Origin of the sequence: Hyphomonas jannaschiana VP2 (assembly GCF_000685215.1) — a bacterium.
In the GTDB taxonomy this organism is placed as follows: Bacteria; Pseudomonadota; Alphaproteobacteria; order Caulobacterales; family Hyphomonadaceae; genus Hyphomonas; species Hyphomonas jannaschiana.
Window position 1 is genome coordinate 1 of sequence record NZ_ARYJ01000006.1, and the last position, 21,708, is coordinate 21,708.

At 62.5% G+C, this 21,708-nt stretch carries 24 protein-coding genes; 11 read left to right on the forward strand and 13 right to left on the reverse strand.

Translation table 11 applies throughout. The annotated features are described in order from the left end of the window. Positions 1 to 31 precede the first annotated feature (31 nt). Genes HJA_RS10370 through HJA_RS10380 form a run of 3 tightly spaced genes read right to left on the reverse strand, consistent with a single transcriptional unit; the run spans position 32 to position 1,357 of the window. Positions 32 to 397, reverse strand: coding sequence for a VOC family protein (locus HJA_RS10370; RefSeq protein WP_035581894.1), 366 nt, complete (start codon positions 395 to 397; stop codon positions 32 to 34). After that, entirely contained in the window at positions 394 to 756 is a 363-nt protein-coding gene (locus tag HJA_RS10375) for a hypothetical protein (protein WP_035581897.1), read from the reverse strand. Before HJA_RS10375 ends, HJA_RS10370 begins: the two co-directional genes overlap by 4 nt. A gap of 46 nt (positions 757 to 802) precedes the next feature. Then, positions 803 to 1,357, reverse strand: coding sequence for a LemA family protein (locus tag HJA_RS10380; protein ID WP_035581899.1), 555 nt, complete (start codon positions 1,355 to 1,357; stop codon positions 803 to 805). A 157-nt stretch (positions 1,358 to 1,514) separates the two neighbouring features. Here HJA_RS10380 and HJA_RS10385 point away from each other — a divergent pair, with 157 nt between their 5' ends. The 3 genes from HJA_RS10385 to HJA_RS10395 all read left to right on the forward strand — a co-directional run bounded on the left by HJA_RS10385 (position 1,515) and on the right by HJA_RS10395 (position 4,309). Next, positions 1,515 to 2,237, forward strand: coding sequence for a VIT1/CCC1 transporter family protein (locus HJA_RS10385; protein WP_051597579.1), 723 nt, complete (start codon positions 1,515 to 1,517; stop codon positions 2,235 to 2,237). Between the two features lie 82 nt (positions 2,238 to 2,319). Beyond that, on the forward strand, positions 2,320 to 3,540 hold the full coding sequence (locus HJA_RS10390; RefSeq protein WP_206741710.1) for an APC family permease: 1,221 nt from the start codon (positions 2,320 to 2,322) through the stop codon (positions 3,538 to 3,540). A 19-nt stretch (positions 3,541 to 3,559) separates the two neighbouring features. Then, a complete protein-coding gene (locus tag HJA_RS10395) occupies positions 3,560 to 4,309 on the forward strand; it encodes an SIR2 family NAD-dependent protein deacylase (RefSeq protein WP_035581901.1) in 750 nt (249 codons plus the stop codon). 42 nt (positions 4,310 to 4,351) lie between these two features. On the opposite strand, the gene parC is transcribed toward HJA_RS10395, so the two are convergent. Next, positions 4,352 to 6,586: a DNA topoisomerase IV subunit A gene (parC, locus tag HJA_RS10400; RefSeq protein WP_035581903.1), complete on the reverse strand. Its 2,235-nt coding sequence runs from the start codon at positions 6,584 to 6,586 to the stop codon at positions 4,352 to 4,354. A 130-nt stretch (positions 6,587 to 6,716) separates the two neighbouring features. Here parC and HJA_RS10405 point away from each other — a divergent pair, with 130 nt between their 5' ends. After that, on the forward strand, positions 6,717 to 7,400 hold the full coding sequence (locus HJA_RS10405; protein ID WP_035581905.1) for an extensin-like domain-containing protein: 684 nt from the start codon (positions 6,717 to 6,719) through the stop codon (positions 7,398 to 7,400). A gap of 3 nt (positions 7,401 to 7,403) precedes the next feature. Here HJA_RS10405 and HJA_RS18565 read toward each other — a convergent pair whose 3' ends face one another. Then, positions 7,404 to 7,592 carry a hypothetical protein gene (locus tag HJA_RS18565; protein ID WP_155839926.1) on the reverse strand — a complete coding sequence of 63 codons (189 nt, stop codon included), beginning with the start codon at positions 7,590 to 7,592 and terminating at the stop codon, positions 7,404 to 7,406. Between the two features lie 124 nt (positions 7,593 to 7,716). Between HJA_RS18565 and HJA_RS10410 the strand changes: the two genes are divergently transcribed. Beyond that, positions 7,717 to 8,328 (forward strand): glutathione S-transferase family protein, encoded by a 612-nt coding sequence (locus HJA_RS10410; RefSeq protein WP_035581906.1) that lies wholly within the window; start codon positions 7,717 to 7,719, stop codon positions 8,326 to 8,328. A gap of 3 nt (positions 8,329 to 8,331) precedes the next feature. On the opposite strand, the gene recO is transcribed toward HJA_RS10410, so the two are convergent. From recO to rpoZ, 8 genes are read right to left on the reverse strand one after another with little or no spacing between them, the layout of a single operon-like run. Then, the gene (gene recO / locus HJA_RS10415) at positions 8,332 to 9,057 is read right to left on the reverse strand and encodes a DNA repair protein RecO (protein ID WP_035581908.1); all 726 of its coding nucleotides are present in this window, start codon (positions 9,055 to 9,057) and stop codon (positions 8,332 to 8,334) included. 6 nt (positions 9,058 to 9,063) lie between these two features. After that, positions 9,064 to 10,011, reverse strand: a complete 948-nt coding sequence (gene era / locus HJA_RS10420) for a GTPase Era (protein ID WP_035581910.1) — start codon at positions 10,009 to 10,011, stop codon at positions 9,064 to 9,066. Between the two features lie 2 nt (positions 10,012 to 10,013). Continuing rightward, on the reverse strand, positions 10,014 to 10,763 hold the full coding sequence (rnc, locus tag HJA_RS10425; protein WP_081814644.1) for a ribonuclease III: 750 nt from the start codon (positions 10,761 to 10,763) through the stop codon (positions 10,014 to 10,016). Continuing rightward, positions 10,760 to 11,170, reverse strand: a complete 411-nt coding sequence (acpS, locus tag HJA_RS10430) for a holo-ACP synthase (RefSeq protein WP_035581912.1) — start codon at positions 11,168 to 11,170, stop codon at positions 10,760 to 10,762. Before acpS ends, rnc begins: the two co-directional genes overlap by 4 nt. Beyond that, the gene (locus HJA_RS10435) at positions 11,167 to 11,922 is read right to left on the reverse strand and encodes a pyridoxine 5'-phosphate synthase (protein WP_035581913.1); all 756 of its coding nucleotides are present in this window, start codon (positions 11,920 to 11,922) and stop codon (positions 11,167 to 11,169) included. Before HJA_RS10435 ends, acpS begins: the two co-directional genes overlap by 4 nt. Further along, positions 11,922 to 12,503 (reverse strand): orotate phosphoribosyltransferase, encoded by a 582-nt coding sequence (gene pyrE / locus HJA_RS10440; protein WP_035581915.1) that lies wholly within the window; start codon positions 12,501 to 12,503, stop codon positions 11,922 to 11,924. The genes HJA_RS10435 and pyrE overlap by 1 nt, the downstream gene beginning before the upstream one ends. Beyond that, positions 12,493 to 14,748 (reverse strand): RelA/SpoT family protein, encoded by a 2,256-nt coding sequence (locus tag HJA_RS10445; protein ID WP_035581917.1) that lies wholly within the window; start codon positions 14,746 to 14,748, stop codon positions 12,493 to 12,495. Before HJA_RS10445 ends, pyrE begins: the two co-directional genes overlap by 11 nt. 8 nt (positions 14,749 to 14,756) lie before the next feature. Further along, positions 14,757 to 15,107, reverse strand: coding sequence for a DNA-directed RNA polymerase subunit omega (gene rpoZ / locus HJA_RS10450; RefSeq protein ID WP_034766242.1), 351 nt, complete (start codon positions 15,105 to 15,107; stop codon positions 14,757 to 14,759). A gap of 156 nt (positions 15,108 to 15,263) precedes the next feature. Between rpoZ and HJA_RS10455 the strand changes: the two genes are divergently transcribed. From HJA_RS10455 to nadC, 6 genes are all read left to right on the forward strand, one after another. Then, a complete protein-coding gene (locus HJA_RS10455; RefSeq protein ID WP_035581919.1) occupies positions 15,264 to 15,833 on the forward strand; it encodes a LabA-like NYN domain-containing protein in 570 nt (189 codons plus the stop codon). Positions 15,834 to 15,922: 89 nt separating this feature from the next. Further along, positions 15,923 to 17,380, forward strand: a complete 1,458-nt coding sequence (locus HJA_RS10460) for an amidohydrolase (RefSeq protein ID WP_155839943.1) — start codon at positions 15,923 to 15,925, stop codon at positions 17,378 to 17,380. Between the two features lie 212 nt (positions 17,381 to 17,592). Next, complete coding sequence (gene nadA / locus HJA_RS10465) at positions 17,593 to 18,735, forward strand: quinolinate synthase NadA (protein ID WP_035581920.1); 1,143 nt, start codon at positions 17,593 to 17,595, stop codon at positions 18,733 to 18,735. Positions 18,736 to 18,806: 71 nt separating this feature from the next. Beyond that, positions 18,807 to 19,271: a hypothetical protein gene (locus HJA_RS10470; protein WP_035581922.1), complete on the forward strand. Its 465-nt coding sequence runs from the start codon at positions 18,807 to 18,809 to the stop codon at positions 19,269 to 19,271. A gap of 1 nt (position 19,272) precedes the next feature. Next, positions 19,273 to 20,814, forward strand: coding sequence for an L-aspartate oxidase (locus tag HJA_RS10475; protein WP_081814646.1), 1,542 nt, complete (start codon positions 19,273 to 19,275; stop codon positions 20,812 to 20,814). After that, a complete protein-coding gene (nadC, locus tag HJA_RS10480) occupies positions 20,811 to 21,665 on the forward strand; it encodes a carboxylating nicotinate-nucleotide diphosphorylase (RefSeq protein ID WP_035581925.1) in 855 nt (284 codons plus the stop codon). Before HJA_RS10475 ends, nadC begins: the two co-directional genes overlap by 4 nt. Positions 21,666 to 21,708: the final 43 nt, after the last annotated feature.

Sequence of the window (21,708 nt, forward strand, 5' to 3'; positions counted from 1 at the left end):
AGCGCCTTCACGGGCGTCGTTGGTGCTGGTCTCAGGGCAGGTTCAGTTGCCAGCTGACGCCAAACCGGTCGGCCACCCAGGCGAAACGCTGGCTGAACCCGTAATTGTCCACTGGCATCATCACCTGCCCGCCTTCTGAAAGCCTGGCAAAGGCGGCGTCCAGCGCTGCGGCGTCGCCAAAATCCACGAACAGGGACATGGACGGCGTGAAGGTGAAATCGTGCACATTCGGACTGTCCACCAGCATGACATCATGCCCGGCCAACCGCCAGTCAGCCATGTAGACCGGCGCATCCCGCACGCTTGCTTCACTCTCGGGAAAAACATCCGTATAGAGCGCGAGTGCTTCGGCGGCCTGGCCGGTAAACATCAGATAGGTCGAGACTTTCCGGATCATTCGTTTTCGTCTCCGCAATCATAATCGGCCAAGGCCCCACCATCTGGCGTGCGTTCGACAGAGACGAGCTTGCAGCCATCCGGCGCAGCGGCTTCGGCGGCGGTTTGCAGGTCTGCCTCGGCGGGCGGGCCGGCACTGGCAATGTTGAAATTGCCGTCGGTCTTTACCGTGAATTTCAGCTTGAAGCCCTGACCTTCCGCCGGCGCGGCATAGAACTGGTAGTTCCCGGCATAGACATTCTGCGGCGCGAGGCCATTCCAGCTGGAGGCGCTCCAGCTGCCCCCGCTGCCACCGGATGCACAGCCAGATGCAAAAGCGGCGGCAATCAGGATCGCCGCCGCATGGATAGAACTTTTCATGGTCACCTCCCGGTTTGGCCGGGAGATTACCACATCCGGACGCCGCCTAGAACTTCACTTCCGGCGGTGTGCTGAGGGCCTCGCGGCCTTCGACGCCGACATCGAAGAAGTCGCGGCCTTCGAAATTGAACATGCCGGCAATGATCGAGCCCGGGAACTGTTCGCGGGACGTGTTGTAGTCCTGAACGGCCGAGTTGTAGAAGCGGCGCGCCGCGGCCAGCTTGTCCTCGATGGCCGAAAGCTCGTTCTGCAGCTGGATGAAGTTCTGGTTGGCCTTCAGATCCGGATAAGCCTCGGCGAGGGCGAACAGCTTGCCGAGCGAGGCGGTCAGCATGCCTTCGGCCTGGCTCATTTCCGACGGGGTCGCGGCGCTCTGCGCTGCGTTGCGGGCGGCGATCACCTGCTGGAAGGTTTCCTGCTCATGCTTGGCATAGCCTTTGACCGTCTCCACGAGGTTCGGGATCAGGTTCTGGCGCTGCTTCAGCTGCACATCGACATCGGCAAAGGCCTGGTTGACCCGCTGCCGCTTCATCACCAGCCCGTTATAGATAAGGATAATGAAGCCAATAATGGCAACAATAACGCCAAGCGCGATAAGCATATGTGTCCCTCCGGAAAGCCTTGCAGATCAACGCCTAAACGCCGCCGCCGGATCGCGCAAGGGAAAGCGGGCCGGTCATGCCGCAACCTGCGCGATTTGCGCGCTTGACCATCGCGCCCGGCTTGGCCACGGATAAGATCTTGAACAGGATAGGCAAATGGCAGAATCTCCACCGCATTCCGACGATTCCTACATTCACGTGGAACACCACTATTTCCAGCGGGTCGGCTGGCTGCGGGCGGCTGTGCTTGGGGCGAATGACGGCATCCTGTCGACAGCGGGTCTGGTGATCGGGGTGGCCTCGGCAGAGGCCTCGACGGGGGCCATCCTGACGGCGGGCCTCGCAGGGCTCGTGGCAGGTGCAATGTCGATGGCGGCGGGCGAATATGTGTCCGTCTCCTCGCAGGCGGATCTTGAGAAGGCTGACCTCGACATCGAACGGGCCGCCCTGAAGAGCCACCCGGAAGCCGAGCTGGAAGAGCTGACCGACATCTATATGAAGCGTGGCCTCAATCCGGAGACGGCCCGCGAAGTGGCCCGGCAGCTGACTGAGCATGATGCGCTCGAAGCCCATGCCCGCGACGAGCTCGGCATGAGCGATGCAGTCGCCGCACGGCCGGTGCAGGCGGCCTTCAGCTCCGCCGCCAGCTTCACCGTCGGCGCCGTGCTGCCGATCCTTGCCGCCCTGATCGCTCCGGCTGGCCAGATCACGCCAGTCGTCGCGGTGATCTCGCTGATCAGCCTCGCCATTCTCGGCGCGCTCTCCGCCCGGGCGGGTGGAGCCAGCAAGCTGAAGGCGGCGTCCCGCGTCGTATTCTGGGGCGTTGCGGCGATGGTGGTGACGGGCATCATCGGCCACCTGTTCGGCACCGTGGTCTAGGCCGCAGCCGGAAACCACGCGTAAACGGAACCCGGCGCAGTCTGATCCATTCTGTTCCGGAGTTGGAAGAAAGCTGGCCGGTTTGCTGCAGGACATCTTCATCAGCCTGACGACGCTCGCCCTGTTGGGCCTGCTGATGCTGCCGCGCGTGAGAGGGGCCCGCGCCTGGCACGCCACGGTCACGCCGCTCGCCTCCATCATCGGCAGCGGCTTCCTCGTGCTGGGGCCGATCCTGTCCCACTCCTACGGCCAGTACGCGCCAATGATGATGCTGTTCCTCTGCCTGGCAGCCTATGCATTCGGCGCAGCGATCCGGTTTAACATTGCCAATATTGCCGTCCGGCCGAACCGGAGCGCGCCGGAACGGCGGACTGAGTATTTCGCCTCCTGGGCGCTCTCGCTGGCCTACTGCATCTCGGTTGCCTACTACCTGAACCTGTTCGGCGCCTTTGCCGTGAAGATGACGCCGCTCAATTCCCCTGCCATGGCCAAGGCCGTGACCAGCGCGGTGCTGCTGCTGATCCTGGCGGTTGGCTGGCTGCGCGGCTTTTCGGCCATGGAGAAGATGGAGCAGGTCGCCGTCAGCCTGAAGCTCGCCATTATCGGAGGCCTGCTGGCCGGGCTCAGCGCCTACTTCTTTCACCAGGCTGACCAGAGCCAGCTCACCTTTGCGGCGCCGTCGCAAACCGGCTGGACCGGCATGGCGCTCGCCTTTGGCCTGATCATTACGGTGCAGGGCTTCGAGACCTCCCGCTATCTCGGTGACGAATACAAGCCGGAGATGCGGATCCGCTCCATGCGCTATGCCCAATGGCTCGCGACCGCCATCTACATGGCCTACGTCATCCTGCTGACCTATGCCTTCGATGCCAAAACCGTCCCGCTGACCGAAACGGCGATTGTCGACATGATGAAGATCGTGTCCGTCATCCTGCCGGCCCTGCTCATCGTGGCGGCGCTGTCGGCACAGTTCAGCGCCGCGATTGCCGACACCAGCGGCGCCGGCGGCCTGGTGGAGGAATTGTCCGGCGGCCGGGTATCGCCCCGCATGGCCTATCTGATGCTGGTCCTGATCGGGCTCGGCCTGACCTGGTTTTCCAATGTCTTCCAGATCATCAGCTTCGCCTCGAAGGCGTTTGCCTATTACTATGCGCTGCAATGCGGGATCGCGTCGGTCGGCGCGTTCCGGGAGGCGAAAGCACCGGTCCGCGGGGCGGCTTTCGCGCTGTTCGGCATTCTCGCAGTCGCCGTACTGTTCTTCGGCCAGCCCGTTGAAGGCACAGCCAGTAGCGCCGCCGGTTAAATCGTGTAGCATTAGGAACATGACTGACGCACCTGAAGCTCTTGCCAGCCTGATCTCGCAATGCCGCCGCGCCGTGGTTTTCACCGGCGCGGGAATCTCCACCGAAAGCGGCATTCCCGACTTCCGCAGCCCGGGCGGCGTGTGGAGCAAGATGAAGCCGATCTATTTCCAGGATTTTGTCAGCTCGCGCGAGCAGCGCACCGAGGCCTGGAACCGGGTGTTCAACAATCCCGCCGGCTGGACCGGGGCGAAACCGAATGACGGCCATTTCGCCGTTTCGGATCTGGTGAAAATGGGCAAGGTCTCCAGCGTGATCACCCAGAATGTCGACAATCTCCACCAGGCGTCCGGTGTGGCAGACAACCGGGTGATCGAAGTGCACGGCAATGCCAGCTATGCCCGCTGCCTGCAGTGCGGCAAGCGCTACGAACTGGAAGACCTGAAGCCCCGCTGGGAAGCGGGCGAAGACATCACCTGCGTCTTCTGTACGGGCCTGATCAAGACGGCGGTCATTTCTTTCGGCCAGGCGATGCCGGAAGACGAGATGAACCGCGCCATGGAAGAAGCCGCACTCAGCGACCTCTTCATCGTGCTTGGTTCATCCCTGGTCGTCTACCCGGCCGCCGAACTGCCGGTGATCGCCAAGCGGACCGGCGCGACGGTGGTCATCGTGAACCGCGAAGAAACCGACCACGACTCCTATGCCGACCTTGTTCTGCACACGGAGATCGGTCCGCTCATGAAGCAGACGGTCGCACGGGTTTACTAAGCGAAATGAAAAACGCCCGGCTGTATCGCCGGGCGCTCTTGACTATCCTGTAAACGTTCCGCTTCTCGGGAAACCTTTGGGCACGACCTTGCCGGCCTGGGCGCGCTGGCCTTTCCAGTCTTTCCATTCCGGGAAGGCACGGTGGCGGTCACCCGTCATGACGATCAGGCCGTCGCGCTTGTCGAAGGTGATCAGGTCTTTCAACTCGGCCTTGCCGCTATAGGATTGCAGCTTGTTGCCCTTGCCGCGCGCCATTTCCGGCAGGTCGGACAGCGGGAAGATCAGCATCTTCTTGTTTGTGCCGACAACCGCGATCATGTCGCCTTCGACGACCGGACAACAGACAAGATGCCCCTTCCCCGTGTTCACGGCGGACTTGCCGGCCTTGCGGTTGGACTCCAGCTCTTTCTCGTCGACGACAAAGCCATAGCCGGTGGAGGAAGCCATCACGCGTTTGCGCTCCGGCTCGAACCGGAACATAGCGATAATGTCGACGCTGTCTTCCAGGTCGATGGTCAGGCGGATCGGCTCGCCATGGCCGCGCCCACCTGGCAGCTTGTCCGCTGCCATGGTGAAGGCCCGCCCGTCGGAAGACATCAGGATGAGCTTGTCCGTGCTCATCACTTCCTCGACGAGGTAGAGTTCGTCGCCATCCTTGAACTTGACCGAGCTTGTGTCGAGGCCGTGGCCTTTCATGCCCCGGATCCAACCCTGTTGCGACAGGACGACCGTGATCGGCTCCTTCGGCTTGGAAGCCTCAAGCGCGGCAGCGAGATCCACATCCTTGACATCGGAGAAGCTGGCGCGGCGACGGCCAAGCTCTGTATCCGGATCGAAGGCGTCGCGGGCCGCTTTCAGCTCTTTGGACACTTTTGTCCACTGGCGGCGATCCGAGTTCAGCAGCTTGATCAGATCTTCGCGCTCTTCGGTGAGCTTCTGGTGCTCGCCGCGGATTTCCATTTCCTCCAGCTTGCGCAGGGCGCGCAGGCGGAGATTGAGTATCGCTTCGGCCTGTACATCCGTGAGACCGAAGGTTTCCATCAGCACCGGCTTCGGCTCATCCTCGTTCCGGATGATGCGGATCACTTCATCGATATTGAGATAAGCGATCAGGTAGCCATCGAGCAGGTGCAGGCGCTTCTCGATCTTGTCGAGACGGTGCTGGGCCCGGCGCACCACGACTTCGCGGCGGTGGTCCAGATAGGCCTGCAGCACCTCCTTCAGGCCCATGACCTGCGGCGCACCCTTATGGAGCACGTTCATGTTCAGGCTGAAGCGCGTTTCGAGATCGCAGACCTTGAACAGGCTCTCCATCAACACATCCGGCTCGATCGTCTTGGAGCGCGGCACCAGGACGAGACGAACATCCTCGGCCGACTCGTCGCGCACATCGTCCAGCAGCGGGACCTTCTTCGCTTCGATCAGTTCACCCAGCTTTTCCAGCAGGCGGGATTTCTGCACCTGGTAAGGAATCTCGGTGACGACGATCTGATAGGTACCGCGTCCGGTGTCTTCCGTCTCCCAGCGTGCGCGCATGCGGAAGCTGCCGCGGCCGGTTTCATAAGCGTCCAGCATCGACTCATAGGGTTCGACGATGATGCCGCCCGTCGGGAAATCCGGCCCCTTCACGAAGTCCATCAGTTCGGCGGTCGTCGCCTTCGGCTTCTCGATCAGCAGGCGTGCCGCATCGATCACCTCGGCTGCATTATGCGGCGGGATCGAGGTCGCCATGCCGACGGCAATGCCGCTCGCGCCATTGGCCAACAGGTTCGGAAAGCCTGCGGGCAACACTACAGGCTCTTCATCGTTCTCGGCATAGTTGGCGCGGAAATCGACCGCGTCTTCGTTCAGTCCCTCGAGCAGAAGCTCTGCCGCTACGGTCATCCGCGCTTCGGTGTAACGATAGGCAGCAGCACTATCGCCATCGATGTTGCCGAAATTGCCCTGGCCATCGACCAGCGGGTAGCGGACGGTGAAGTCCTGCGCCAGGCGCACCAGCGTGTCATAGATCGAGCTATCGCCGTGCGGGTGGAAGTTACCCATCACGTCGCCGACAATCTTGGCGCACTTGCGATAGCCGCCTTCCGGATCCAGCCGCAGAACGCGCATGCCATACAGGATGCGGCGCTGCACAGGCTTCAGCCCGTCGCGCACATCCGGCAGGGCCCGCGCCGTGATGGTCGAGAGCGCATAAGCGAGATAGCGCTTAGAGAGCGCCTCGCTCATGGGTTCATTGATGATCCGGTTCTCCGGCTCGCCATCCTTGAGGTCGGACATTCTGGCCCCTTCTCGGTTCGTGCCACATTCTGGTGCAGGTCCGCGGGCAGAATCGCCTGCGAGTCGCGAACGCTCGTAAGTTAACAGAAATAGCCCTTTGGTTAAGGAACCCTATAGGTACTGACTGCAGATGCCCCACTTACGCGCCTGGCTCATCCTGCTGACAGTGCCCGCCCTGTGTGTGGCCCTGTTCCTGATGTCGGCGCCCCCGCGGCATAACCCCTTCGCGCCGGTCGACCTGAGCGACAGAGTAGGCCTCGGCACCGGCCACCAGCTGGCCCGGGCGGCAAAGCATCCGGAGGTTTGTTTCCCGGCGCTGGACAAGGCTGGGGTGCGCTACACGCGCCTTGATGATACGCCAAAGGGAGAAAAGTGCGGCCTTTACAATGCGCTGACGCTGGACCAGACGTTGACTCCCTATTCCGCCACGCTGCGTATGACCTGCGGCGAGGCAGCTGCGCTCTATGTGTGGGAGCGCCATGTCGCCCGGCCGGCAGCTGTGGAAATCCTCGGCTCGCCCATCGCCCGGATCGAGACTTATGGCAGCTTTTCCTGCAGGAACATCGCCGGATCCGGCCGCCTGTCGGAACATGCACACGGTAATGCGATCGATATTTCGGGATTCCGGCTGGAAGACGGCCGCCTGATCGACGTGAAAACGCATTGGGGGAAAGGCGGCAAGGAAGCAAAATTCCTCAGGAAAGTGCATTCCGGCGCCTGCGATCTGTTCTCCGTCACGCTGGGGCCGGAATACAATGCGGCGCACCGGGACCATTTCCACATGGATATGGGTCCCGGCAGCGCCTGTAAGTGAGAGTTACGGGTTGGTCCGGCAGACGTAACCGTCTTCGGTCACCTCTTGAATGTTTGCCTCGCCGCCGCAGACGCGGACCGCAAGTTCTGTATTCGCCCGCACTATATCCTCGTCATGCACCCCGCTGACCGCGATACAGCCGGACAGGCTCGCCGCCAGAAGCACGGCAGCGAGGATCATTGAATTTTTCATTGGCATCAGCCTCCAGGAAGCAAACGCCCATCTACCCCAACGTCACATATGACGGCCCTTCCTGAACCGACTATGAATAGTGGAGGCTCGCACATGACGAGCGCTGCATTCTGGGAGGAACCAAATGAAACTCATCAACTCTGTGGGCCCGAATCCGCACGTCGTCCGGATGTTCATGGCCGAACGCGGCATCGACATCCCGCTGGAAGAGCTCGACATCCAGAAGGGCCTGAACCGTCAGGAGCCCTATCTGAAAACCAATCCGGCCGGTCAGACGCCCTGCCTCGTGCTGGACGATGGATCTGTCGTGACCGAGATCACCGCGATCTGCGAATATCTCGATGAGAAATTCCCGGGCGACCGCCTGATGGGCGATACGCCCGAAGCGCGGGCGCAGAACCGCCGCTGGACCCGCTGGGTCGATCTCAACATCGTCGAGCCGATGGGCAATGGCTTCCGCTCGTCCGAAGGACTGCCCATGTTCAAGGACCGGATGCGCTGCATTCCCGAAGCTGCCGATGGCCTGAAGGCTTGCGCGCAGGACAAGATCAAGTTTCTCGACGCGCGCCTGGCTGAACAGCCCTATGTCGCGGGTGACGAATTCGGCCTCGCGGACATCCTTCTGTTCTGTTTCCAGGCATTCGGCAATGCCGTCGGCCAGCCGGTCAATCCGGAATTCAAGAACTACGCAGCCTGGTTCGCGAAAGTTGGCGAGCGACCGAGCGCCAAAGCCTGACCCTCAGCCCACCAATCGCTTGACCAGCCTTTCCCGCTCTGGTGGCATGGCGCGGTTCATGGCGTGAAACACCCGCGCCTCGAGGAAATAGCCGGTCAGCTTAAGCCCGTCTGCGATGTCATCATCGCCGACGGGCGCGGATGATGTGACAAGGAAAGACGGAAGCCGGAACAGGCGTGAGACATAGTCCTCGGCCTCAGAGCCGCGCACAGCCCGGCCGGTACGAGGCGAGACGTGGGTCAGGCCGTCATTGGCGCCGCTGATGGCACACTCATCCAGATCCAGCCCGAATCCCAGGGCCGACAGCAGGCCGAGTTCCCATCGAACGTAAAGCGCTGGCCAGATCTCGCGTGCTTCGATCTGATCCAGCAACACTTCCGTCGCCTCGAACATGGCAGATCCTGCCACATCGCCTTCATCCAGCGACATCCGGAGAATGGAGGTGATGGCGGAAACGGCGGCCAGAGCCTTGGCATCGTCCAGAACGTGAGAGGCGCGTTCCTTGCTCGCTTCCGCGACATCGAACCGGCCGAGCTGGTCTTCCAGACGGCCTGTCCATGACAGAGAAACAGAATTGCCAGCCTCATACTGCGCCCGGCGCCGGCGGGAATTCCCGCCATAGACCAAGCCGGACCGGCGCCCCTTCGTGCGGGTCAGGACATCCAGGATCAGCCCGCCTTCACCAAAGCGGCGTCCACCAAGGATAATTCCGTCATCGGACCAGTTCATCTCGCCTCAGACATCAAACTCCAGGCCGAGCCCCTGATAGCTTTCGCGGCGCTCCTGCCAGCGCTCGTCCACCTTCACAAACAGGAAGAGGTGCACCTTGCGGCCGAGCATTTCGGACAGCTCCTCGCGGGCCATCCGGCCGATGTCCTTGATCGTCTTGCCCCCCTTGCCGAGCACCATGGATTTGTGGTTTTCGCGGCCGACGACGATGACCTGTTGCACACGGACGGAGCCATCCTTGCGCTCTTCCCAGCTCTCCGTCTCGACCATCAGCTGGTAAGGCAGTTCCTGGTGCAGACGCAGCATCAGCTTCTCGCGCGTCACCTCCGCCGCCAACAAGCGCATCGGCAGGTCTGCCACCTGATCCGGCGGGTAGAGCGCAGGCCCTTCCGGCATGCGGGCGGCAATCGCCTCTTCCAGCTTTTCGACCCCATCGCCATTTTCGGCCGAGATCATGTGAACCTCTTCATAGGCGCCTGTTTCGTTGAGCTCAGCGATGATCGGCAGAACCTGATCGTGCGGGAACAGGTCAATCTTGTTGAGCGCAAGAATGGCCTTACGGCCGCTCGCCTTCAGCTGCTCGACCACACGGCGATCGTCCTCGATGGAGTGCTTCTGCGCCGCAGTTTCCTTGCCTTCCCTGTCCGCCACCCAAGCAGATGCATCAACGAGATGCACAATGGCGTCGGCATCTTCCGCACCACTCCAGGCCGCTTTGACCATGGCCCGATCCAGCCTGCGTTTGGCCGCAAAGATCCCGGGTGTATCGACCAGCACGATCTGTGTGTGGTCTGTCTGTGCCACGCCGCGCACAGGGAAGCGCGTCGTCTGCACCTTGTGTGTCACGATGGCGACTTTCGCGCCAACCAACAGATTGGTCAGGGTGGATTTGCCCGCATTCGGCGCACCGATGATGGCGCAAAAGCCGGCATGGGTGATGTCTGTCTCGCTCATGTCTATCCTGCCAGCGATTGGAGCAGCAGGGCAGCAGCGCTGCGCTCGGCTTCGCGTTTGGAAGGCCCGGTCGCCACGGCACTGCCGCGTCCATCGACCTTCGCTTCGATTTCATAAATGGGTTCGTGATCGGGGCCGGACCGGCTCAGCACGTCATAATCCGGCAACGGAAGACCCTGCCCCTGCGCCCATTCCTGCAGCAGGGTCTTCGGGTCCTTGGTCTCTGCCGGGGTCGAGGCGAATTGCGGGGCCCAGGCCTTTTCTATGAACTTGCGTGCCGGGGACAGGCCGCCATCCTTGAAGATCGCCCCGATGATTGCCTCGCAGGCATCGCCCAGCGTGGACTCACGCTTGCGCCCGCCAGCGGCTTCCTCGCCATCCGACAAGAGGATAAATTCCTGCAACTCCAGATGCCGCACAGCATCTGCGCATGCGCCCTTCTTCACCAGCCGGTTCAGGCGCGGGGCGAGTTCGCCCTCACTCTCCATCTTGCGGCGTTCCATCAGCCGCTCTGCGATAACAAGGTTCAGTACGCGGTCGCCCAGGAACTCCAGGCGCTGGTTGGAGTCGCGCACCGCATCGCCACCCCCGACTGCGCTTGGGTGCGTCAGCGCGCGAACCAGAAGCTTCGTATCCTTGAACTTGTAGCCAATTGCATCCTGCGCCGCCTTCAGGCGATCATCCGACAGGACGGGGGCTGACGCCTTCCCTTTGCCGCGCAGGCGGGTGCGTTTCGGACGCGCGGGCTTCATTGGCCGCTCACCGGGATGGCTTCGATGATTACCTGCGCTTCGGCCCAGGGGTGATCGTCCGTGATCGTCAGGTGGATGATCGCCTCATGACCTTCTGGCATCATCGCCTCAAGGCGCTTCGCGGCTCCGCCGGTCAGGGCCAGAGTTGGCTTACCTGTGGGCAGATTCACAACGCCAAGGTGTTTCCAGTGCACCCCGCGCCGCGGCACGCCCGTGCCGAGCGCCTTGGCGCAGGCCTCCTTCGCGGCGAAGCGCTTGGCATAGGTCTCTGCCGTCCGGCGGCGGCGGCGTGCCAGCGCAATTTCCGTCTCGGTGAACACGCGGTTTTCGAACCGCTCGCCGAACTTTTCGAGGGTCTTCTCAATCCGTTCGATATTGCAGAGGTCGTTCCCGATGCCGATGATCATGCGCCTGCCCCGCTTCTGGCCTCATCCATGAGGCGGCGCATCTCGCGGATGGCCGCTTCAAGGCCGATGAAGATCGCTTCGCCGATCAGGAAGTGGCCAATGTTCAGCTCAGCGATTTCCGGGATGGCGGCGACAGGGCCGACATTCTCGAACGTCAGACCATGTCCCGCATGCGGTTCGATCCCGCGCTTGCGCGCCTCTTCCGCAGCTGCCTGCAAACGCCCCAGTTCGACAGCAGCCGCTTCCGCGCCGCCCTCGTTCCAGAGTTCAGCATAGCGACCTGTGTGGAGTTCCACGACCGGCGCGCCCAGCACTTCGGCCACAGCGATCTGCACCGGGTCCGGCTCGATGAATAGCGACACGCGAGCCCCTGCATCGCGCAACTGGCGTACGATGGGAGAAATCTGATTGTGCAGACCGGCGACGTCGAGCCCGCCTTCGGTAGTCCGTTCCTCGCGCTTTTCCGGAACAATACAGGCCGCATGCGGATGATACTGGCAGGCGATCTCCGTCATTTCTTCGGTCGCAGCCATTTCCAGATTGATTGGCAGGCTGCAGGCAGCGCGGATGGCCTCAAGGTCTCCGTCTCGAATGTGCCGGCGGTCTTCCCGCAAATGAATCGTGATGCCGTCAGCGCCTGCGGCGGCGGCGATCTCGGCGGCCCGCGCCGGATCAGGGTGAGCTCCGCCACGGGCGTTCCTTATGGTCGCCACATGGTCGATGTTCACCCCAAGGCGCAGCCGCCCGCTCATCAAGCAAGCCCTCGCGAGCCGGGTTTCACGGCAGGCATCAGGGCCAGTTCAGGCGGCAGGTCGTCCGCGTCATAGTCGGGGAAATTCACCGAAGCGAGCGAGACAAGCTCGCAGCCGACATCGGCGCGCCCACCGGAGCGGTCGATGATACAAGCGCCACCGACCACTTCACCCGGCAGCGCCTCAAGGGCTTCAACGGTTTCGCGGAAGGAAAGTCCGGTCGTGACGATGTCTTCGGCGATCAGCACCCGCTCGCCTTCGGAAATCGAAAAACCGCGGCGGAACTGAAGCTGGCCATCCACGCGCTCAGCGAAGATTGACCGGCAGCCAAGCTGGCGTGCCAGCTCATAGCCGGGAATGATGCCACCCACGGCCGGGCCGGCAACAACATCAATCTTTCCGAACTTCTCGGTCAGCTTCTTTGCAAGCGCCGCGCAGAGTTTCTCGGACTTGTCTGGCTGGGAGAAGACGAGCGCCTTCTGCAGGAATACCGGGCTGCGGCGCCCGGACGAGAGGATGAAATGCCCCTCCAGCAACGCGCCTGCCTCGCGGAACACCGCGAGCACTTCTTCATTGGTCATCTTCACCCTCCTGGTCACGCACTGCCCGGTCGACCACTGCGAGCGACCGGAGCGCGGCCAGTATCTGCGTCAGGCGTTTAAGGTCTTCAACCTCAATTTCCATGACCAGCTCAGTGAAGTCCTTCTGGCGTTCCACAGTGGCGATATTCACGATGTTCCCGTTCGATTGCGCCACAGCTGCGCACAATTTGGCCAGCACGCCGCGCGTGTTCGCGGCATTAATGCGAATCCGGCCCACGGCCATGGCGTCTGTCCGGGCAAGCTCGGTCCATCTGAGGTCCACCCAGAGCTCCGGCTTGTCATCATATTCGGCGAGCTTCGGACAGCTGGCAACGTGGACAACAATGCCCTCGTCCGGCACCTGGACGCCCATGATGCGGTCACCCGGCAGCGGGCAGCAGCACTTGCCGAGATGCAGCGTGACGCCGGGCGTCAGATCATGGCCCGACACGAGCAGAGGCGCGTGCTGGGAGTCGACCTTGGTCTTGGAAGGGTCGCCCATCGGCTCGGCCTTGTAGCCGGGGAATGCCGCCTGGATCACATCGGCAGAGCTGATCCGGCCGCGTCCGACGGCTTCAGCCATTTCTTCGCGGGTTTCAAATCCGGCGAGCCGCGCCGTGTGGGTCATCTTCACGTCGACCGGGTCGATCCCGGCGCGGCGCAGCGCCTGATTGATCAGGCCTTCACCAAGGCGGCGGAAATCTGCCGTATCGCGCTCCCGCACCAGACGGCGCAGCGCCGAGCGCGCCCGCCCGGTGATCGCCAGACCTTCCCAACCGTGAACAGCTGAGGGCTGTTTGCCACGAATGATCTCAACCACGTCGCCATTCTTCAGCGGACGGCGCAGCGCTTTCACCTCGCCATTGATCTTTACGCCGACGCAAGTGTCTCCCACAACAGAGTGGACGGCATAGGCAAAGTCCAGCGGCATCGCGCCGGCCGGCAGGATGATCAGCTTGCCCTTGGGCGTGAATGTGAAAACGTGCTCGCGATACATTTCGAGCTTGGCGTGCTCGAGGAACTCCTTGGCGTCGGCGCCATCCTGCAGGAGGCTCGAAATGGTTTCGAGGCTGGCGGCCGGGTCGAGGCCTGCCGCCCTGGCCGACTCCGCATCGAAACCATATTGCTTGTTCTTGTAGCCCCAGTGCGCGGCCACACCGAACTCGGCCGTCTGGTCCATGGCTTCGGTCCGGATCTGAAGCTCGACCCGGCGGTTGCCGGAGGCGCGCACTGTTGTGTGCAGGCTCTGATAGCCATTCGGCTTCGGCACAGAAATGAAATCGCGGAACCGGTCCGGGATACATGCCCACAACGTGTGAACCTCACCCAGCACGCGGTAGCATTCCTCCGTTGACTGAACAATGATACGGAACGCGAACAGATCCGCCACATCGCGGAAGGAAATGGATTTACGCTCCAGTTTCCGCCAAAGCGAATACGGCGCTTTCTTGCGGCCTTTGATGCGGCACGGAATGCCGGCCATTTCCATTAGCTGGGTCAGGTCAGCCCGGATACGCTCCAAATCATCGGCATTCTCCAGTGCCAGCTCTTCCTGGCGGTAGAGAATGGCCCGGCGCGCTTCCGCATTCAGCTCCTGGAAGGCCAGGTCTTCCATCTCTGCGGCCAGCTGATAGAGGCCGACGCGGCGGGCCAGCGGCGCGTAAATGTCCATGGTCTCACGCGCGGTGCGGTGACGGCTTTCCGCCTTCTTGCGGAAATGCAGCGTACGCATATTGTGCAGCCGGTCGGCCAGCTTCACCAGCAGGACACGGATGTCGCTGGTCGTCGCCAGGATGAACTTCTGGAAGTTCTCGGCCTGCGCGGCCTCCTTGGACGAGAATTCGATCTTGTCGAGCTTGGTCACGCCATCGACAAGCTCTGCGACGTCCGCACCGAAACGAACTTCAATCTCGCCTATGTCGATCTCTTCGACATCTTCGACAACGTCGTGCAGCAGGCCCGCCACGATCGTGATCTCGTCAAGATGTACATCCGCGAGCAGGCTCGCGACTTCCACGGGGTGGGAATAATACGCGTCGCCGGAATCGCGCTTCTGTTCGCCATGATGCGTCTTGGCAAAGTCGTAAGCTGCGCCCAGCAGTTCGGACTTCACGCGCGGATGGTACGCGCGGACCTTGGCAATCAGTTCTTCGCGGGTGAGGACATGGTGTTCGCCCACAGCCTCAGCGGCCGGTGACGCTTCGCCAGCCCCTTTGTCCTTGGCGGAAAGGGTGCTGCCGTCCATCGATCCTCCTAGAGCCGGTCGTCGCGCCCGGATTCGAGTTCAGCCTGATAAGCGCGCATGACGTCTTCTTCCGTTGCTGCCGGGGCAGCTTCGAGGGCCATACGGTCTGCTTCGCGCTCGTTCTCTTCGCCCGGACGGATGTCCTGCAGGCCGGAGATGAGGGCTTCTTTCACCACTTTCAGGTCAACCGACTGATCGGCGATTTCGCGCAGGGAGACGACCGGATCCTTGTCGTTGTCGCGGTCCACCGTAATCGGCGAGCCTTCGCGGATCATACGGGAACGGTGCGCAGCAAGCAGCACAAGGTCAAAACGGTTCGGCACCTGCTCGATGCAGTCTTCGACGGTCACTCGGGCCATGGATTCAGAGTCTCCTTTGAACCGCTCCTTATATGCAGCGCAACAAGGGCACGCAACCCGTCACTTGCGCCCGATTGCAGCGGAAACTAAGCTAAATAATTGTACTTTGTATAATTTATTGCCACTCCCGCTCTGGCGGACATTTCGAGGCTTCTCATGGCGTTTTACAAAGACGAGCGCCTTGCGCTCTTCATCGATGGAGCAAACCTGTACTCCTCGGCCCGGGCCCTTGGACTGGAAATCGATTTCCGAAAATTACTCAAGGAATTTCAGGGACGTGGCCGCCTTATACGGGCCAGCTACTATACCGCCCTGGTCGAAAGCGACGACTACAGCCCGATACGCCCGCTTGTCGACTGGCTGGCCTATAACGGCTTCACGGTCGTGAAGAAGGCCGCCCGGGAATATACCGATCGCGAAGGCCGCAAGCGCCACCGGGGCAATATGGACGTCGAACTGACGGTCGACATGCTCGAAACGGCCGCACATGCAGACCATATCGTTCTGTTCAGCGGCAATGGGGATTTCCGGCGGCTTGTGGAGGCCGTGAAAGCCAGGGGCGTGCGGGTCTCGATCGTCTCGACCAATACGTCGAGCCCGCCCATGGTAGCCGACGACCTGCGCCGCGAGGCGGATGCCTTCATCGAACTGGAGGACATCGCAGAGATGATCGCCCGGCCGCGCCGTGACCAGCCGGACGCCCCATCTCTCGATGACGACGACTGAGCCATCTACGTCCGCGCCCAGCAGCCACACTTGGCACTCAGCGAAACCTTGCTAGGGTCAGCCGGTCAATTTTCCGGAGATCTGCCATGCTGCGCCCTGCTCTCGTTTCGACCCTCGCCCTCGGCCTTGCCATCAGCGGATGCAGCAAGAGCGAAGCGCCCGCAGCGGACACGCCGGCAAAGGTTGCAGCCGCCAGCACCACGACAGACTCCACGGCATCAGACACAGCCGCGGTCCAGCCGGCGGCCATGTCCGTCCGCGAGGTTGCGACGCCGGAACAGTCGATCCTCGACCTTTATCTTCAGCTTCACCAGGCGCCGGAACTCTCATTCAAGGAGGCCAAGACCTCCTCCATCCTGGCGAGTGAACTGGAATCCCTTGGCTTTGAAGTCACCACCGGCGTCGGACAGGACTGGGTGGTCGACAAGGCAACGCGCGACATCGGCGAGGTCAAACCCGGCGTGGGCGGCTATGGCGTCGTCGGCGTGCTCCGGAATGGCAACGGCCCGACGGTCCTGATCCGGACCGATATGGACGCCCTGCCAGTGCCGGAGCAGACCGGCGTGCCCTACGCCTCCACGGTTGAAGCGCAGACCTGGACCGGTGTGGAAAGCAAGGTGATGCACGCCTGCGGCCATGATGTGCACATGACCTCCTGGCTCGCGACGGCCCGCGCGCTGGTCGCCCAGAAGTCCAAGTGGAAAGGCACGCTGGTCATGATCGCCCAGCCGGCCGAGGAAATCGGCCTTGGCGCAGAAGCCATGCTGGCCGATGGCCTGTTTGAGCGCTTCCCGACGCCTGATTATAACCTTGCCCTGCACGTCTCCGCGGATGCGCCGTCCGGCACCGTGGTCTACTCTTCCGGCTATGCCATGGCGAATGTCGACAGCGTGGACATCCACGTCAAAGGCGTCGGCGGCCACGGCGCCTATCCGCAGGCGACGCGCGACCCGATCCTGATCGGCGCCCATATCGTGACCGCCCTGCAAAGCCTCGTCGCCCGCAATGTCGATCCACTCGACAGCGCCGTCGTTACCGTCGGCTCGTTCAAAGCCGGCGCCAAGCACAACATCATTCCGGATGAAGCCACGCTGCTCCTGACCGTCCGCTCCTATGATGATGACACCCGCCAGATGCTCCTCGACGGCATACAGCGGATCGCCAAGGCACAGGCGGCTGCCTTCGACGCGCCGGAGCCGGAAATCACAATCGAGTCCGACTATACGCCCTCCACTTACAACGATCCGCAAACAACAGGACGCGCCATGAAAGCGGTCAGCAAGAAGCTGGGCGCGGAATATGTGACCCAGGTCAAACCGGTTATGGGCGGGGAAGATTTCTCCCAGTACGGCCGCACGGACGAAAATATCCCCAGCGTGCTGTTCTGGGTCGGCGCCGTGGAGCCGTCGAAATATGCCAAGGCAAAAGCCGATGGCATGCCGCTGCCGTCCCTGCACTCCTCGCTGTTCGCACCGGATTATGCCCGCACGATCCAGACCGGATCGGACGCCATGACCGCAGCCGCGCTGGAACTTTTCAAGGACTGACGCCGCGCCACCCGGACCTTTCTACGATTGCGTTTTCGCCGGGGCTGCGCTAAACCCCCTTTTGCTCATAGTGCGCAAAAGCTTCAATTGCCTGTCGCACGAGCGCCCTGATCCCGGACGTTTGAAGGTCTTCCCCTTGAAACGCACACTTTCGGGGCCATATTATACTCAAATCGAGCAAAAGCGCTCGGTTGGTCAAAGGAGGACGTGACATGGCTCGTCTGATCGATTCTGGTCCTGGCTGCCCCACCCCCACGCCGCTGCGCGGCCCGAATGCGGCTGAAGCCCGTGGCCTCACCTATGATGATGCCGTGCGCGCAGAGACAGACCACCTCTACCCGCTGGTCAAAGATTTCGTGACGCCGATGGAGTGGCCGGCCATTGCCCCGCTCGTCGCGGCAATCAACCGCCTGAAGGTTCAGAAGAACGCCGTCATTCTGGCGCACAACTATATGACGCCGGACATTTTCCGCCTGGTTGGCGATTTCCGGGGCGACAGCCTGCAGCTCGCCCGCGAGGCATCCAAGGTCGATGCCGATATCATCGTCCAGGCCGGCGTGCACTTCATGGCTGAGACGTCCAAGATTCTTGCGCCTGAGAAGACCGTCCTGATCCCGGACACGCGCGCAGGCTGTTCGCTTGCTGCCTCGATCACGGGTGCGGACGTGCGCCTGATCAAGGAAAAGTACCCGAACTATCCGGTTGTCACCTATGTGAACACGACCGCGGACGTGAAGGCCGAGTGCCACATCACCTGCACCAGCTCCAACGCCGCGCAGGTCGTCGAGGCGGTTGCGAAGGAATGGAACACCGACACCGTCATCCTTGTGCCGGACCAGTATCTCGCCAAGAACGTCGCCGCCCAGACGGACATCCGCATCATGACCTGGCCGGGCGCCTGCGAAGTGCACGAGATGTTCAGCGCCGAGGATGTGCACCAGTTGCGCGATGCCCACCCTGGCGTCGTCATCCTGGCTCACCCGGAATGTCCGCCGGACGTTCTGGAAGCCGCTGACTATGCCGGCTCCACGGCTGCGCTTGCCAATTATGTGGCCGAGAAGCACCCGCCGAAAGTCGTCCTGCTGACGGAATGCTCGATGAGCGACAATGTCGCCGCCGAGAACCCCGGCACCAACTTCATCCGTCCGTGCAATCTGTGCCCGCACATGAAACGTATCACGCTGGAGAACATCTATGATTGCCTGGTGACGGGCGAACATGAGGTGACCATTCCGGAAGACGTGCGCGTGCGTGCCAAGGAAGCGCTCGACGCCATGATGGCCCTGCCGCGCATGGAGAAGCCGCTCGACTTCGTCACGGGCCTCGAGCCCCTCGAAATCGAGATGGTGGTATAAGCGGCTAGGGCGTTGGCGAAGCCCGCCACCGGGTCTAGGTTAAGCGTGTGAGGACAAACAGGAGTGGCAGCATGATCTCCCGCCTGGCACGCATGGCCGCGATCGCGCTGGCGGGAACCCTGCTGGCGACCGGGCTGGCTCATGCCGGCACAGGGGATGACCCGTCCGATGTGCTCGGCACTTGGAGCTTCCGCACCAAGCCTTATCGCGGCGGCGAATGCCTGATGACCGGCACGATGAACCTCACTCCGCATCCCGAAGAAGGCCAGTACACCTGCGAACTGACCGCCGTAGAAGTGTGCACCGTCTGGGGCCGCTCTGTCGTGCGTCAGTCCTGCAAGGCGCGGCGCTTCGGCAACCAGCTTTCCATCCGGTCCGAGATTGAGGAAATGCTGGAAGCCAAGGTCGAGGGGCTGATTTACGTACCTGACAATTTCACCCTCACCATCGAGTCGGCAGACCGCATGTTCGGCGCGCTCGTCTCGGCGGTGACCGCACCGGCGGAATTCCGGCGCGCAACAAACGGTATTTCCTGACTTGGCAGATGGGGCGCATGTCCAGACCCTGACGGCAGACGCACATGCCGGCGGTGATGTCCTGATCGTGGGAGCGGGCCTGGCTGGCCTCTTCCTGGCACTACAGCTGGCACCGCGCCCCTGTATCGTCATTTCACCGGCCCCGCTCGGACAGGCTGCCTCTTCTGCCTGGGCGCAGGGCGGCCTCGCGGCGGCGCTTCACCCGAACGACAGCCCGGAACAGCATGCCGCCGATACGATCGCAGCAGGCGCGGGCCTCGTGGACCCGATCATCGCGCGCCTGATCGCGGAAGAAGGCCCCGCACGCGTGCGTGACCTGATCGCCCTCGGCGTCCCATTCGACCGGACCCCTGATGGCGCGCTCGCCTTGTCTCTGGAAGCCGCCCACTCCCATCCGCGCGTCGCCCGCGTGGCAGGAGACCTTGCCGGCAAGGCGATCATGGATGCGCTTGTCGCAGCAGTGAACGCGGCCCCGCATATCCGGATCATCGAAGGCGTTCGCGCGGTCGGCCTGATGCAGGACGATCAGCTCAACGTGGCCGGCGTCATCCTGCGCGACTCCGCCGGGCGCCTTTCGACCCAGATGGCCCGCGAGACCGTGCTCTGCACCGGCGGCTCCGGAGGACTTTTCCAGGTGACCACCAACCCGCCCGCCGCCCGGGGCGACGCGATCGCCATGGCCTGGGAGGCCGGCGCGCTGGTTGCCGATCTCGAATTCGTCCAGTTCCACCCGACCGCCATCGACATCGGCCGCGATCCGGCGCCGCTCGCAACCGAAGCCCTGCGCGGCGAAGGCGCCATCCTGCGCAATCGCGACGGCACCCGCTTCATGGAAGCCTATCACGAGCTTGCCGAACTCGCCCCGCGCGACGAAGTCGCCCGCGCGGTTCACACCGAGCGCGCCTCCGGTCGTGGCGCCTTCCTCGACTGCCGTGAAGCCGTCGGAGAGCATTTTCCCGAACATTTTCCAACCGTGTTTGCCGCCTGCAAATCTGCCGGCATCGACCCGCGAACGGACATGATCCCCATCGCACCAGCTGCTCATTATCACATGGGCGGCATTGTCCCGGACTTCTGGGGCAAGTCCTCCCTGGATGGGCTCTCCGTCTGCGGAGAATGCACGTCAACCGGTGTGCATGGTGCGAACCGCCTTGCCTCCAACTCGCTGCTTGAAGCGGTTGTATTCGCGCATCGGATCGCCGAACGCCTGCGCGAAGCGGACCTGCCCGACATTCGCGCCAGCCGCGGTCATGTGCCGGACGCCCTGCCACATGAAGCGCTGCAGAGCTTGCGGACTGCCATGTCAGACAAGTGCGGCGTGGTCCGCGATGCCAAAGGCCTGTCGGAAGTTGCAGCGCTGATCGACCAGCTGCGCGACCAGCACGGCCCGGCCCGCGCCGTCACCTCAGCTGGGCTCATCGTCAAAAGCGCACAAGCCCGCCACGAAAGCCGTGGCAGTCACTATCGTTCCGATTTCCCGGATGCCGGCGAGCCCCGCCGCCAATTCCTCCAGCGCCCGTTTGAAGAGACCGTTTCGTCATGACCCCGACACCGCCGCCGCTTCCCGACATCATCCTTGATCCGATCGTGCGCCTTGCGCTCGCAGAAGACCTCGGCCGTGCCGGGGACCTGACGACCGACGCAACCATCGCACCGGAGACGCAGCTGAAAGTCGTCATCGCTGCCCGCCAGCAAGGGGTGATTGCCGGACTGGACGCCGCGGCCTACGCCCTAAAACTGATCGACCCGGCTGTGAAGCTGGCCATCGAAAAGCCGGACGGTTCCATACTGGAAAAGGGTGACGTCGTCGCGCGGCTGGAAGGCTCCGCCCGCTCGATCCTGATTGCCGAACGCACGATGTTGAACTTCCTTGGCCGCCTTTCCGCCGTGGCGACCATGACCCGCACCTTCGCCGACAAGATCGCGCATACGAATGCAACAATTGTCTGCACAAGGAAGACAACGCCCGGCCACAGGGCACTTGAGAAGCGTGCCGTCCGCTGCGGCGGTGGCACAGCCCACCGGTACGGTCTCGATGACGCCGTGCTGATCAAGGACAATCACATCGCCGCCTGCGGGTCCGTCTCCACCGCACTGGAACGGGCCAAGGCCTATGCCGGGCACCTGCGCATGATCGAGGTAGAGGTCGACTCGCTCGACCAGCTGAAAGAAGCACTGCCACATGGGCCGCACGCCGTGCTGCTGGACAATATGAAGCCCGACACGCTGCGCGAAGCCGTCGCGATTGCAGGCGGCAAGGTCGTGCTGGAAGCATCCGGCGGGGTAAACCTGGATACCGTTGCGGCAATTGCAGAGACAGGCGTTGATTTTATCTCGGTCGGCGCCCTCACGCATTCGGCACCAAACCTTGACCTCGGAATGGATGTGGTCTGACACTGCGCGAAGAGGGCAGATGCCCGCGCAGGAGGATTTCAGA